11 protein-coding genes are annotated in these 13872 nt (G+C 74.0%); 2 read left to right on the top strand and 9 right to left on the bottom strand.

Going from position 1 to position 13872, the window contains the following annotated elements:
- Positions 1-502: 502 nt before the first annotated feature.
- The 4 genes from ACQP2H_RS09215 to ACQP2H_RS09200 all read right to left on the bottom strand — a co-directional run bounded on the left by ACQP2H_RS09215 (position 503) and on the right by ACQP2H_RS09200 (position 5356).
- Positions 503-2116, bottom strand: a complete 1614-nt coding sequence (locus ACQP2H_RS09215; RefSeq protein ID WP_219470832.1) for a class I adenylate-forming enzyme family protein — start codon at positions 2114-2116, stop codon at positions 503-505.
- Positions 2117-2327: 211 nt separating this feature from the next.
- Positions 2328-3092 carry an ABC transporter permease gene (locus tag ACQP2H_RS09210; RefSeq protein ID WP_208569117.1) on the bottom strand — a complete coding sequence of 255 codons (765 nt, stop codon included), beginning with the start codon at positions 3090-3092 and terminating at the stop codon, positions 2328-2330.
- 23 nt (positions 3093-3115) lie between these two features.
- Positions 3116-4096, bottom strand: a complete 981-nt coding sequence (locus tag ACQP2H_RS09205) for an ATP-binding cassette domain-containing protein (RefSeq protein ID WP_208569116.1) — start codon at positions 4094-4096, stop codon at positions 3116-3118.
- 78 nt (positions 4097-4174) lie between these two features.
- Positions 4175-5356, bottom strand: a complete 1182-nt coding sequence (locus ACQP2H_RS09200) for a glycosyltransferase (RefSeq protein ID WP_433232099.1) — start codon at positions 5354-5356, stop codon at positions 4175-4177.
- 180 nt (positions 5357-5536) lie between these two features.
- Between ACQP2H_RS09200 and ACQP2H_RS09195 the strand changes: the two genes are divergently transcribed.
- Positions 5537-6484 (top strand): 3-oxoacyl-[acyl-carrier-protein] synthase III C-terminal domain-containing protein, encoded by a 948-nt coding sequence (locus ACQP2H_RS09195; RefSeq protein ID WP_208569114.1) that lies wholly within the window; start codon positions 5537-5539, stop codon positions 6482-6484.
- Positions 6485-6566: 82 nt separating this feature from the next.
- Positions 6567-7580, top strand: a complete 1014-nt coding sequence (locus ACQP2H_RS09190) for a 2-hydroxy-acid oxidase (RefSeq protein ID WP_433232096.1) — start codon at positions 6567-6569, stop codon at positions 7578-7580.
- 58 nt (positions 7581-7638) lie between these two features.
- Here ACQP2H_RS09190 and ACQP2H_RS09185 read toward each other — a convergent pair whose 3' ends face one another.
- From ACQP2H_RS09185 to ACQP2H_RS09165, 5 genes are read right to left on the bottom strand one after another with little or no spacing between them, the layout of a single operon-like run.
- Complete coding sequence (locus ACQP2H_RS09185; protein WP_433232093.1) at positions 7639-8664, bottom strand: histidinol-phosphate transaminase; 1026 nt, start codon at positions 8662-8664, stop codon at positions 7639-7641.
- Entirely contained in the window at positions 8661-9944 is a 1284-nt protein-coding gene (locus ACQP2H_RS09180) for an FAD-dependent oxidoreductase (RefSeq protein ID WP_357538320.1), read from the bottom strand. Before ACQP2H_RS09180 ends, ACQP2H_RS09185 begins: the two co-directional genes overlap by 4 nt.
- Complete coding sequence (locus tag ACQP2H_RS09175) at positions 9941-11641, bottom strand: prenyltransferase/squalene oxidase repeat-containing protein (protein ID WP_433232090.1); 1701 nt, start codon at positions 11639-11641, stop codon at positions 9941-9943. Before ACQP2H_RS09175 ends, ACQP2H_RS09180 begins: the two co-directional genes overlap by 4 nt.
- Complete coding sequence (locus tag ACQP2H_RS09170; protein ID WP_219469082.1) at positions 11638-12675, bottom strand: UbiA prenyltransferase family protein; 1038 nt, start codon at positions 12673-12675, stop codon at positions 11638-11640. The genes ACQP2H_RS09175 and ACQP2H_RS09170 overlap by 4 nt, the downstream gene beginning before the upstream one ends.
- Positions 12672-13691 carry a polyprenyl synthetase family protein gene (locus tag ACQP2H_RS09165; protein ID WP_208569110.1) on the bottom strand — a complete coding sequence of 340 codons (1020 nt, stop codon included), beginning with the start codon at positions 13689-13691 and terminating at the stop codon, positions 12672-12674. The genes ACQP2H_RS09170 and ACQP2H_RS09165 overlap by 4 nt, the downstream gene beginning before the upstream one ends.
- Positions 13692-13872: the final 181 nt, after the last annotated feature.

Below are 13872 nucleotides of genomic sequence, written 5' to 3'. Positions count from 1 at the left end.
GGCTGACCGGTCGGCCGAGCCGGCGGTGTGGCGGTCGCTGACCGACCCGCCCGGGTGACGTCGTCAGGTCCGGTATGGCGGTCGCTGGTCGATCCGGCGGGGTGACGTCGCCAGTCCGGGGTGGCGGTCGCTGGTCGACCCGGCGGTGGCGGTCGCCGGTCCGGGCGGGCCTACCGACGGGCCGCAGCTGCGGCCCGAACTGCCGGAGCCGACCGGCCTGGGAGTGGTTGTCGTGGACAGCGTTATGCCGCAGCGTCATGAATATGACGCTGCGGCATAACGCTGTCTGCGCATCCTGACGTCGGGACGGGACGGGGACGCCGCCGCAGTGAGGAGCGGCAGGCAGCAGAGCAGCCGGCCGCCGGGGACACCTGGCGGCGGAGGCAGCGCCCGGACCGGACGCCGAGCGCCGGCACCCAGACAGCCCGTCGGGACCGGTCGGAGCGCAGCCCGGCAGGCCGACCCGAGCGCAGCCGGCCGACGAGCGACCGGTGCGCAGGCGTCAACGCGTGGCGGGTGCCCCGGCGTCGGCCAGCAGCCGCTGGCGCATCAGGAACTTGCGGACCTTGCCCGTCGGGCCCATCACCACACCGTCGTCGGGCACGGTGACCACCCGCCGCAGCGTCCCGCCGACCACGGGGCCGAGCGCGGTGCGGACCTGGTCGGCGCGGTCGAGCGCCGGATCGGCGTCGTCGGCGAGCAGGAGCAGCACCTCGGTGACGATGCGGTCGTCGTCCTCCCGGACCGCGATGACAGTGCAGTCGCGCACGTCCGGGCAGTGCTTCAGGACGCGCTCCTCGGACAGCGCCGTGTAAAGCCAGTTGCCGTCGCCCAGGTCGACGGCGTCGCTGGCCCGGTCGACGTGGTGGTAGTTGCCCTCCGGGTCGCGGTACATCAGGTCACCGGTCAGGTAGTAGCCGTTGAGCCGGGTACGGAAGGTGTTGACCGAGTCGTTCCAGTACCCGATCGCCAGCGTCGGCGACTTGAGCCCGACGTGGCCCACCTCCCCCTCGGCGACCTCCTCGCCCGTCACCACGTCGAGCAGGGCGATCTGCGCGAACGGGTACGGCTTGCCGACGCAACGGTCGTAGCGGTCACTGCCGAGGCGGTGGCTGATCCGGAACGCGCCGTGGCCCATCTCGGTGGAGCCGAGCATGTCGACGAACTTCGAACCGGGCACGTCCACCATGCCCTGCCGGGTGTACGCCGGGTGGCTGCCGACGGCCACCAGCCGCCGGATGTGCGACTCGTGGGCGCAGTCGCCGGTGTTGAACCAGTTGCGCACCGAACTCAGGTCGCGGGCGGTCAGGTCGTGGCGGGCCAGCTCCGACCAGGTCACCGCGAAACCGAAGACGCCGGTCGGCCGCCAGCGTTCGATGGCGTCGAGGATCGTCTCGGCGCTGCGCGCGAACGGGCCACCCTGCGCCGACAGGTAGAGCAGCTGGTAGCCGTTGCAGAGCGCCTGGTTGACGGTGATGATGCCGGCGGTGTGCGCGGCCGGCAGGACGGACAGCTCCCGTACCTCACCGTAGGGGCGGGACTCGGTGAGCCGGACCGCCCGGATGGCGGCGAACAGCCCGTGGTGCGAGTGGACGATCGCGGCCGGCACCCGGGTGGTCCCCGACGAGTGGGTGATGGCGACCGGGTCCTCGGGGTGGTGGCGGTAGTGCGGTGGGGCCTGGTCGGGGTCGCCGGTGCCGGTCTCCGCGGCGTCGCCGAGGATCGGCACCCCGAGGTCGTGCTCACGCAGCGCGGCATGGTCGGCGTCGACGACGACCCCGACGCCGCGTAGCCGCCTGATGAACTCGGCCGCCAACTCGATCGGCATGTTGCCGTTCATCAGGGCCGGGATCGCACCGAGCCGGTTGAGGGCCAGGAAGTTGAGGAACACGTCGGGCGCGGACGTCACGTAGACCGCGACCGGGTCACGCCGGCCGATGCCGCGCCGCCGGAACCAGTCGGCGCGGGCGGCGACCCGCTCGGTCAGGGTGGCCAGCGACAGCGGCGTCCAGGCGGGGATCCCGTCCACGTCGACGTCGAAGGTCACCCGGGGCAGGTCCGGGTCGGCACCGTGTTCGGCCAGCCGGAGCAGGACGTTTCCGGCCCCCAGCTCCATGTCGGCCGCCAGGGTCGCCCGGAAGTTGTCGGCACCCAACGAGTTGTCTCCTCACCTGACACGCTCACGGTCACCGCACCTCGGCGCGACGGCCGATCTGGGACACGCTCAGGCTAGAGCGCGGACCACCGGCAGACAATGGCCAACATCAATTTCGGGTACGACCACGGCGGTGACCGCCCGTGCCGCCCGGCCGGTTTGCGGCAGCCTGTCAGGAGACCTCACGGTTGAACAGGTGCGACGACCAGACCAGGCTGACCGCCGCCAACCCGATCATGATGAGCGCACCCTGCCAGACCACGGGTTGGCCGATCTGACCGTTGAACAGCGCCCGCATGCCGTTGGTGGCCCAGGCGAACGGGTTCCAGACCGCGACCTGCTGGATCCACAGCGGGGCCAGCACCAGCGGGATGAGCACCCCGGCGAGCAGCGAGATCGGCTGGCCGACGGTGTTCACCAGCACACCGAGGCTGTTCTCGTTGCGCACCAGCAGCGCGATGTCGTACGAGATCGAGGTGCTCAGCAGCACCATCACCGACAGCAACGCGTAGGAGATGAGCAGGTTGCCCAGGTGCACCCGCAACCCGAACGGCAACGCCACCAGCGTGATGATCACCGCCTGCACCACGTTCAGGCAGACGTGCATCAGGGCCCGCCCCAGCAGCAGCGCCGTGCGGCTGACCGGGGTCACCCGGCACCGGTCGATGATGCCGGCACGCAGGGCACTGAGCAGCCCGTAGCCGGCGAACAGCCCACCGAACAGGCCCATCGCCACGAACAGTCCGGGCACGTAGATGCGGTACGCGTCCGCGTACGAGGAGGCGCCCCGGTCGACCATCACCACCTTGAGGAACGGGGCGAACAGCACCAGATAGGTGATCGGCTGGGCCAGGCTGAACGCCACCATCACCGGGTTGCGCACCATCAGGCCGACCTCCTGCTGGAAGATCAGCCAGGTGTCGCGGACCAGTTTCACTGCGGCTCCTCTCGCACCGGTGGTCACTCCTCGAGCGAGCGGCCGGTCTTGGCCAGGAAGACGTCGTCGAGGCTGGGTCGGCGGGCCTCGATCGCCCCGGGCTCGATCCCCCGGCCCAGCAGGGTGCGCATGATCTGCGGGATGGCGGTGGCGGCACTGTCCACATAGAGCCGCAGGGTGCCGTCGACCACCTCGGACGAGTGCACGTAGGGCTGCTCGGTCAGCAGCTTCGTGGCGACCGGCAGGTCATTGTCGGTGACGTCGTCGACCACACCGGCCCGGTTGAGGTCGACCGCGACCACGTCCCCGGAGATCTCCCGCTTGAGATCCGAGGGGGTGCCCTCGGCGACGATCAGGCCGCCGTCGATGATGGACACCCGGTCGCACAGGGTGTCGGCCTCGTCGAGGTAGTGCGTGGTGAGGAAGACGGTCATCCCCTCCGCCCGCAGCCGCCGGACCTCCTGCCACATCCGCACCCGGCTGGGCGGGTCCAGCCCGGCGGTCGGCTCGTCGAGGAAGATGACCTGCGGCGAGTGGATCACCCCGAGCGCCACGTCGAGCCGCCGCCGCTGCCCACCCGAGTAGGTCCTGATCCGGCGGTCGGCGAAGTCGCCGAGCTGGAACGCCCCGATCGCCGCCTCGGCCCGGCGCTGCGCCTCGGCCTTGCCGAAGCCGTACAGCCGGGCCTGGAGCACCAGGTCGCGGCGGGCGGTCGAGTCGTCGTAGGTGCCACTGGCCTGGGCCACGAAGCCGATCTGCCGGCGGACCTGGGCGGGTGCCCGCAGCAGGTCGACCCCCGCGATCGTCGCCCGACCCCCGTCGGGGCGGATCAGGGTGGCCAGCATCCGCATGGTGGTGGACTTGCCCGCGCCGTTGGGGCCGAGAAAGCCGACGATCTCGCCGCGGGCCACCGCGAAGTCGACCCCGCGCACCGCCTCGACCGTGCCGGCGCTGCGGCCACGCCCGACCCGGTAGGACTTGCGCAGGCCGGTGGCCTCGATCATCGAGCCTCCTCGGGCGGGACGACGCCGGGCCACGGGAGTGTCGACCATGGACGGCGACACCCGTGCGGGTGCGTCAGGTCAGGCTAGTGTGGGCGTACCCGTAGGACAATGGTCGATGGGTCGACCGGCCAGGGCGGCGAGGTGCCGGGCGGCGGCCGTCGCGCCACCGGCCGCGGCGAACGACTCACCGACCCGGCGGGCCTGCGCCCGGTAGCCCGGCCCGTCGAGGACGGCGGCGAGCGCGGTGGTGAGCTCCGCCGGGGTGGCCGACCCGAACGAGACCTCGATGCCGGCGCCCGCGTCGGTCACCTGCCGGGCGACCATCGGATGGTCGTGCCGGATCGGCGCGACGACCACCGGGACGCCGTGCGCCAGCGCCTCGGTCACCGTGCCCAGCCCACCGTGGGAGACCAGCGCGTCGAGGTGGGGCATCAGCTCCAGCACCGGCACCCGGGGGGCCACCAGCACGTGCGCGGGCGGGTCGGGCAGCAGGTCGGTCGAGGCGGTGAGCACCACCTGCACCCGGTCGGCGAGCGGTGCCGTGGCCGCCAGCATCCGCTGGAAGAAGTCCCGGGCCAGGTGCTCGGCCATCGTCCCGACGGTGACCAGCACGTGCCGGCGGGACCGGTCCCAGGCGTCCCAGTCGAAGGCCGGCGCGTCGGGCCGGTGGCCCAGCGCCGGGCCGGTCAGCACGCACCGCGCCGGCAGCGGCGTCGCGCCCGTCAACGCCGTACTGGTCAACCCGAGCACCAGGTACGGCGAGAAGCGCAGGTCGATCGTCTCGTCGACCGGCAGGTCGGTCATCGCCCAGACCCGGGTGAGCTGGCCGCGTACCCACTCGTCGAACTCGGGCAGGTCCGGCGGGGTGAGTTCCAGGGTGCCGACGCAGAAGGTGGCCCACGGCACCCCGTGCCGGTACGCGGCCAGCGCGCCGGCCAGCGCGTACTGGTCGACGACGACGACGTCCGGCCGGTGGTGTGCGACGGCCTGGTCGGCGGCGTCGCGGATGAACCGGTTGACCGGCAACACGTGCCCCTCCCAGAGGCTGCGCACCGAGGCCATGCCGGTCTCGCCGTCGAGGCGGAAGTACCGCTTGCCGGTCGGGTAGAGGGTCGCGTCGGGGCCGATCAGCGGTCGCAGGTCGCTGCGGGGCCCGCACCAGGCCACCTCGTGCCCCGCCGCCTGGAGCGCCTGGCCGATGGCGAGCGGGGCGTTGAGATGGGACGCCACCGGCAGGACGACGAACAGGAAGCGGGCCACGTCGATATTGTGGCACGCGTTGACAGCGACGGACGCCGCTGATGGGATTCGACGCGTGGCGGTCGACGAGCAACGACACCGGGCGGCGTCGTCCACTGTGTCCGGTGACGGGCCGACCGTCGTGGTGGCCGGCCGACGCCGGGCGCCGGCCGCCGACCGGCCACGGTCGGCACCGTCGGCATGACGGCCCTCGACGCGGTCGCGGTCCACCTCCCCCAGCGCCGGGTCCCGATCGAGAGCCTGGCCGGCCCGCTGGAGCTGACCGACATGCAGGTCCGGTTGTTCCGCCGGTTCCACGGCCTGGACCAGGTGCGCCGCGACCCCGACCTGTCGCTGCACGACCTGCTGCTGCACGCCGCGACCGGGCTCACCGCCCTGCGCGGGCAGGAACACCGGGTCCGGTTCGTCCTGTACGGGCGGGCGTTTCCCGTCGTCACGCCGTACCCGGTAAACCCGCTGCACGACGTCTGCCGCGCGCTGGGGCTCGGCCACGCGGTCGCCTTCACCCTGACCCAGCAGTCGTGTGCCAGCGCGTTGCTCGCGATCGAGATGGCCGGCCGGCTGCTGGCCGCCGAACCACCCGGCCGGCACGGGCCGGGCGACGGTCCGTTGGCGCTGGTCCTCACCGGGGAGAAGGCGTTCACCCGGGACGCCCAGTTCATCCCGGAGACCTCGGTCTTCAGTGAGGGGGCGTCCGCGTGCCTGGTCAGCGCCGACGGGCCCCGGGACCGGCTGCTCGGCTACGCGTGCGCGCAGCGGGGCGAGTTCGACGTCGCCGGTGGCGCCTCCGGGGCCCAGTTCCAGCGCGAGTACCGGCCGGCGCTGGCGGAGGTGATCGGGCGTGCCCTGGCGGTGGCCGGGGTCACCCTGGACGACATCCGGCTGGTGCTGCCGCACAACGTCAACGTCGTGACGTGGCACCGGCTGTGCCGGCTGATCGGGCTCCCCCGCGACCGGGTGCTGCTGGACAACGTCCGGGACACCGGTCACGTCTTCTGCGCGGACGCGTTCGCCAACTACCTGACGGCGCGCGAGCGGGGGCTGCTGGACCCCGGTGACCGCTACCTGGTCGCCGCCGTCGGGGCCGGGGACGGCGCCACCTTCGCCGCCATGGTCTTCGCCCACTGACCGCGCCGCAGGAACCGGTCGGCGCGTGCCGCCCGGTGTGAAGCCGATCGGTGCGTGCCGACCGGTGTGAGGAAGGAGAACCGTGCCGGCAGCCCCGCCGACCGACCTGCACCTGATCCGGGCCGCCCGGCGGACCTTCCCCGGGCCGGCCGCGCTGCTGCACGACCCGGCCCACCGGGAGCAGTCCCGGCGCTACCTAACGGACCTGGCCTGCCAGGACGGGCGGGAGGTGCCGGCCGACCTGTTCGACACGGCGTCCGGGTCGCTGGGGCAGTCCTACGCGGAGATGGCCGAGGCGTTGATCCGGGCGCTCGTCACGCCGGACGAACCGGTGGACCTGCTCGTCCTGGCGTTCTCCCGACACGACATGCTGCCCGGCCGGGCCACCGCCACCTACCTGAGCCACGTCTGCCCGGGGACCCCGCTGTCGTTCGCCGTCTGCGACCAGGGCTCGGCGGCGGCCTTCAGCGCGCTGCGGCTCGCCCGGGCGTACGCGTCGTCGGGCGGGTGCCGACGGGTCCTGCTGATCGTCGTCGAACAGACCGTTGTGCCCTACGACACGTCCGCCCTCGCTCCGGCCCGGCACCAGGGGGTCGCCCTGCTCTACCGCGCCAACGGGCCGGTCCCCACACCGGGCCCGGTGCCGGCCGCGGCTCCCGCCGCAGCGGAGGAGCCGGTGGCCGCCGGGGTACGAGGTGGACCCGGCACCACCGGCCCGGCGGGCTCCACCGGTGACGTCCTGGACGTCACGGCCCGGGTGGACGTCGTACGCCAGCACCCGGACGTGGCCGCCGACGAGGTCGCCGCGCTGGCCGGGTCCGAACTGGCCGCGCTGTCGGCCGGCCGCACCGACGGCCGGGTGGTGCTGAGCGCCGACCTCGCCACTGCCTGGCCGGCGCACCCCGTCGAGGGGGTGCACGTCACGCCGCCGGGGCAGCCGGTCACCGGCCTGTGGTGGACCCTGCTGGACCGGCTCGCCGACCCGGACCGGTCCCGGCCGGTGGTGGCCGCCGACTACGACCCCGACCTGCGCTACCTCTGCCTGGTCAGCTGGGACGACGCCGATCCGACCGGCGAGGGACGGCCCGACCGGTGACTACTCCGGCCCGACGGGCCGGCGGCGGCCCGGACGGTGGGCACGCCGCACCGGCCGGTCAGAGCCCGGCGGCCAGGGCGGTCCGGGCGAACGCGCACAGCCGGTCGTTCGCCTCGTCCGTGCCGACGGTGATCCGCACCCCCGCGCCGGGCAGGGCCATCACCAGGATGCCGGCCTCGCGGGCCCGTTCGGCGAACGGCACCGCCCGCTCCCCCAGCGGCAGCCAGACGAAGTTCGCCTCGCTGTCCGCCACGGTGAGGCCGAGTCCGCGCAGCTCGTCGATCAGCCGGGTACGCGACGCCGCCAGTTCGGCGCAGCGTCGGGTCAGTTCGGGGGTGACCGCCTCGTCGAGGCTCGCCACCGCCGCGGCCTGGGCCAGGCTGTTCGGGAAGAACACCGCGCCCACCATGCCGGCCAGCGGCGTCACCCTGGGTGGCACCACCGCGTAGCCGACGCGCAGCGCGGCCAGCCCGTACGCCTTGGAGAAGGTGCGCAGGACGCAGACGTTGTCGTGGGCGCGGTAGAGGTCCATCCCGTCGGGCACCTGCGGGTCGGTGACGAACTCCCGGTACGCCTCGTCGATGATCACCGGTACGTCGGCCGGGATCCGGGCCAGGAAGTCGTCGATCTCGTCGCGGTGCAGCACCGCCCCGGTCGGGTTGTTGGGGTTGCACAGCAGCACGCACCGGGTCTGGTCGGTCACGGCGGCGGCCATGGCGGGCAGGTCGTGGCGGTAGCCGTCCATCGGCACCGGCACGCCCCGGGCCCCGACGTTGCTGATGATCAGCGGGTAGCCCTCGAAGGACAGTGCCGGGTGGACCACCTCGGGGCGCGGCCCGAGCGCCTGGACGAGGTGTTGGCACAGCCCGGCCGAGCCGGGCCCGACGAGGATCGCCTCCGGTCCCACGCCCAACCGTGCGGCCAGGGTGCCCCGCAGTGCGGCGGCGGTGCGGTCCGGGTACCGCTGGAGGGCGGCGGCCCCGTCCTCGACGATCCGTCGGATGCTCGGCAGCGGCGGGTACGGCGTCTCGTTCATCGACAGGTCGGCCGGCGGCTGGGTGCCGACGATGGTGGCAGTGGTCATCGTCGCTCACTTCGTTGCGGGGCCGGCGGGACGGGCGGGTGGGCGTGCCGGTCGGTGAGGAGCCCGAGCTGGTAGATCCGGTCGACCAGGGACAGCGGTCGGACGTTCGTGCCGGACAGGTTGCCGGCGGTGAGCCCGAGCAGCCGGGGGTTGGCCGCGGTGCGCCGCATCATCCGCGCCCCGAGCAGCCGGGGCAGCCCCGACACGCTGGTGATCATGCGGGCGGCGTTGTGGCTGACCGTGGCGATGTGGTCGAGCTGGGGTCGGCGGGCGGTGTCGTAGTTCCGCAGTGCCCGGTCCACCCCGGCGGCGTCCGGGCGGTCCCCGTCGGCGGTGAGGGTGGCGGCGAGGGTCTCGGCGTCGGCGAGTGAGCTGTTGACGCCCTGCGCCGCCATCGGGTGCACCGCGTGGGCGGCCTCGCCGACGAGGGCGAGGCCGGGCACGGTCAGCTGCGCCGCGCGCAGCCGGTAGACGGCGAGGAGCTGCCGCCGTTGCAGGCTGGCCCGCAACGCCGACCCCAGCGGCCGGATGGCGGGCACCCCGGCGAGCAGCCGGTCGCACCAGGCGGCCAGGTCGGCGGCGCTGTGGCCGCGGAACTCGCCCGGCGTCACCTGGACGTAGACCCGGCAGCGCCCGCCGGGCAGCGGGTAGACCAGGCACAGCCCCCGGTCGGTGCGGTAGGCCGACACCTCGTCGGCCACCTCCACCCCGGGCACGTCGAAGGCGACCAGGCCGTGCGGGTACTCCCGCCGCTCGACGTCGATGCCGACGGCCTTGCGCAGCGGTGAGGACATCCCGTCGGCGGCGACCACCAGCGCCGCCGGGATGTCCTGCTCGCCGTCGCCGCCGGTGACCCGGACCCCGGTGACCCGGCCGTCGGCGGCGCGCAGTGGGCCGGTGACCCGCTGCCCCCAGCGGAGCTCGACGGTGCCGGGCAGCCCGTCGGCGAGGACGCCGCGCAGGTCGCCGTAGTCGGCGCAGAGGATCTGCCGGTGGCTGCCCGGCAGGGTGCCGTAGTCGAGGGCGAGCAGTGCCCGGCCCTGCGGGTCGCGGATGGCCAGCTGGTCGACCGGACGCGCGCCGGTGGCCCGCAGGGCGTCGAGCACGCCCCAGCCGTCGAGGATGCGTACCGTCTCGGGTTGGAGGATCTCGCCCTTGGCGATCGACGCGGGGGTGCGTTGCCGGTCGAGCACGACCACCCGCAGCCCGCGGGCGCCGAGCGCGCGGGCTGCGGCCAGGCCGCCGGCCCCGGCCCCGACCACGACGACGTCGGCGCTCATCGGGCCACCGCGCCGGGTGTGACGCCCGCCCGCCCGGCGACGGTACGCCGGTATTCGCCGAGCGCCCGCAGCGCGACCGCCTGGGTGATCACGGCGTTGGGGTAGCGCAGGTGGTGGCGGATGTAGTTGCAGACCCGGGTGGCCGGCCAGCCGCCGTCGGGCCCGGCGGCGGCGAGCAGCCAGCTGACCCCCCGGTCGACCGCGTCGGCGTGCGCGGGGTCGCCGGTGGCCAGCAGCCCCTGGACGGCCCAGCCGGTCTCCTCGACCGACCCGGCGGTGCCGTCGCCCGGCCCCCACGACCCGTCCGGCAGTTGGGTGTCGCGCAGCCAGCCGGCCGCCCGGCGGACCACGTCGTGCCGGGCGTGGCCGACCCGGGACAGCGCCGTCACCACGACCGCCGTGCCGGAGGTGTGGTCGCGGTACCAGAGGTTCTCGTAGCTGCCGTTGGGGCGTCCGGCGGTCAGCAGCCAGGCCGCCCCGGCGGCGACCGCCGGGTGGTCGTCGGGGTGGCCGGTGTCGTGCAGGGCGAGGACGGCCTGGCTGGTGATGGCGGGGCAGGGCCCGTCGTTGGCGAGCTTGGTGTCGCGCACCCACAGGCTCCACGAGCCCCGGGTGTCCTGCCGGCCGATGAGCCAGGTCAGGCCGCTGCGCAGCACCGGGTCGGTGTCGGCGTCGGGGTAGCCGGCGAGCGCCGAGAGGATCTCGGCGGACTCCAGGGTCACCGGCCAGCCGCCCACGTTGGAGTAGCTCCATCCGCCCGGCGGCACGTCGAGCACCGTGAACGCGGTCGGTTTCTGGGTGGCGTGGAAGAAGTCCCGGGTCGGGGCCAACCGGGGGTCGGCGGCGTAGCCGGCGGCGGCCAGCCCGGTCACCGCGTAGCCGGAGCGGGTCAGGTCGAGGTTGGTCACCGCGTCCCAGGCGCCGTCGGGGCGGACCGCGCGACGCAGCCAGCCGACGACGGCCGTGGCGATGTCCGGGGCCTCGCCGGAGCGGGCCAGGCCGAGCAGCACCAGGGCGGCGGGCCACGGGTCCTCGCTCAGCGCGCCGGTCCGGCCTTCGTGGTCGTAGATCGCGCGCAGCAGCCGCAGGGCCGCCGGGCGGGCCCGGCGCAGGGTGGCCCGGCGCAGTCGGCCGGTGGGCAGCAGGTCGGCCTGCATCAGGGCCAGCCCGATGAACGGCGAGGTACGGAACGACAGCCGTTGCCGGCGGACCCGGTCGAACAGCACGATCTCCAACGGCAGCCGGCGCAGCGGGCCCGCCTCGACGGTCATCCCGGCCAGGGTGAGCAGTTGCCGGCAGAGCAGCGAGATGGCCGGGTCGGTGACCGTGTCGACACCCCCCATCGCGGCCAGCCGGGCGCGGCCGGCCGTGATCGCCTCGGCGCTGGCCTCCGGTGCGGTCAGGGCCAGGGCGGCGACCGCGACGGCGGTGGCGACGACCTCGCTGTCGGCCCCCACCACGCCGCCCCAACCGCCGTCGTCGTGCTGTTGCCGGCGCAGCCATGAGGTGCCGGCGTCGACCAGGTCGGCGCTGCCCACCGGGTCGGCGGCGTGCAGGGCGGCGACCGTACCCGCGGTGCCCAGCACCGAGGCCGGTGGGTCGTCGCCGAAGACCCCGTCGGGGCGCTGCCGGCGCAGCAGCGCCTCCGCGCCGTCGCTGATGGCCCGGTCGAGGGCCTCGGTGGGCACAACGGTCATGACACGTCCTCCATGGCGGCTCGGCGGGGGGTGGCCAGGGCCAGTGCCGGTCGGCCGGTGCCGAGTTCGTGCCGGGCACGCATCAGGTGCTGGGCCCACCAGGTCAACCCGACCATCGGCAGCACCAGCAGCAGTTGCAGGCCGATACCCAGCCGCAGCCCGACCAGGGCCGAGGCCAGCACCACCCGCTCGACGACCAGGACGGAGTGCGCCCGCAGCGCCACCACGACGGGCATGTCGGCGCGGTGCGCGACCAGTGGGGCGAGGGCGACGACCCCCAGCACCAGGACCACGATCAGCGTGGCCAGGTAGCCGGTCCGGCCGTCCGGCCCGGCCAGCAGCCCGGCGGTGAGCGCGGCGACGACGGTCACCGCGTAGAGGGCCAGCACGGTGCGTACCGCGAACGGCGAACCCCGGCGTACCGGCAGCGTGTGGTAGCCGCCGGCCCGGTCACCGTCGATGTCGCGCAACGCACCGACCAGGTTGGACATCGTGTCGTGCGACCAGAACGCGACCATCGCGGCGAGCAGCACCGGCACCGCCGACGGGGGGTCCGGGGAGAGTCCGACGGCCAGCGCCCCGTAGAGCAGCGCGATCGCGCCGAGTGCGCCCCGGACCAGGTTCCCGGCGACGCCGCGCGCCTTGCACCAGCGGCTGTAGGCGACGATGCCGAACGCGGCGAGCACGGCGGCCGAGGTGGTGCCCCAGCCGCCGAGCACCGCCAGCAGCGCGAGGACCGCGAAGCAGACCCCGCCGCACCACAGCGCCGTGCGGGCGGCCAGCCGGCCGGACGGGATCGGCCGGTGCGGCTTGCTGCCGGCGTCGAGGTCCCGGTCGAAGTAGTCGCCGAGGTAGTGGCCGCCCAGCCAGCCGGCGGTCGGGGCGGCCCAGGCCGACACCAGCAGCCACGGGTGGTGCGGGCCGTCGGCCAGGGCCGCGCCGGCGAGCCCGACCAGCCCGACATACCACAGGGTGTACGGCCGCCAGGTTTCGATGTGGGCGCGCAGCGCGCGTACGGCACCGGCTGTGCTCACGCCGTCTCGCTCGTCATCCAGTGCGCGATGCCGGTGAGCACGTCGGCGCTGGCGGAGGGGGTGAGCGCGGTCAGCTCCGCCAGGGCCTGCTCGGCGTGCTCCGCCATCTGCCGCCGGGCCGCCTGCACCGCGTCGACCTCGTCGAGCAGGGCGGCGACCCACTCGACGTCCCCCGGGCCGGCGCCGCGCCGGTGCAGCACCGCCATCAGCTCGACCCGGGCGGTGTCGGTGGCCGCGTCGTAGGCGAGCAGCAGCGGCAGGGTCGGCCGACCGTTGTTGAGGTCGCTGGTGGCCGGTTTGCCGGTCTGTTCGGGAGTGGCCACGTAGGACAGCAGGTCGTCGCGGATCTGGAAGGCGATGCCGAGGTGCTCGCCGTAGCGGGCCAGCCCGGCGGCGAGTTGCGGGTCGGCTCCGCCGAGCAGCGCGCCGACGTGGCAGACCGCGCGGAACAGCGCGCCGGTCTTGAGCCGGATCATCTCCGGGTACCACCGGGCGCCCGCGTCCAGGTCACCGACGAGCTGCGTCTCGAGCATCTGGCCCCGGCACAGGTCCCGGCCCGCCTCGGCCAGGGCCGCGACGGCGGCGGCGACGTGCCCCGGGGGTGCGGTCACCCCTGATTCCACAATGGACTGAAAGGCCGTGAAGATGAGGTGGTCACCCACCACGATGGCGCTGGGAATCCCGAACGCCACCGGCACCGCCGGGCGACCCCGCCGCAGCGTGTCGGCGTCGATGATGTCGTCGTGCACGAGCGTCGCGACGTGCAGGTACTCCATCCCCAGCGCGGCCGGCAGCACCCGGGACGGCGACCCGCCCACCGCCTCGGCGGCGTGCAGCGTCATCATCGGACGCAGCAGCTTGCCCGCCGGCAACAGGGCGTACCGGGCGATCCCCACCAACTGGTCGGTCGTCTCGGGCCACCGACGCTCGAACTCCGCGTGCAGCAGCCGCCCGGATTCACTGCGGGCAAGGTCGTCGATGAAGGGCGGAAAACGCGTAAAGCCAGTAACAGTCATAGCGTGTCGACCCTTTCGCAAAGGCTCGGCCCAGCCGCCACGCGAGACGTTACCTGCCGGTCCCGCCCTGAACAACCATCGGAAAACCGCCCCGGCGATGGAGAAACACGAATGTCACGAACCAATTCACCATCAAATCGGTTGATGCCCAGAGAAATCCGCTGACCTGCTCACCGTGTGT

Source organism: Micromonospora sp. CA-248260 (assembly GCF_050942205.1).
Classification (GTDB): domain Bacteria; phylum Actinomycetota; class Actinomycetes; order Mycobacteriales; family Micromonosporaceae; genus Micromonospora; species Micromonospora antibiotica.
This window is presented reverse-complemented; position numbering and strand designations above follow the sequence as displayed.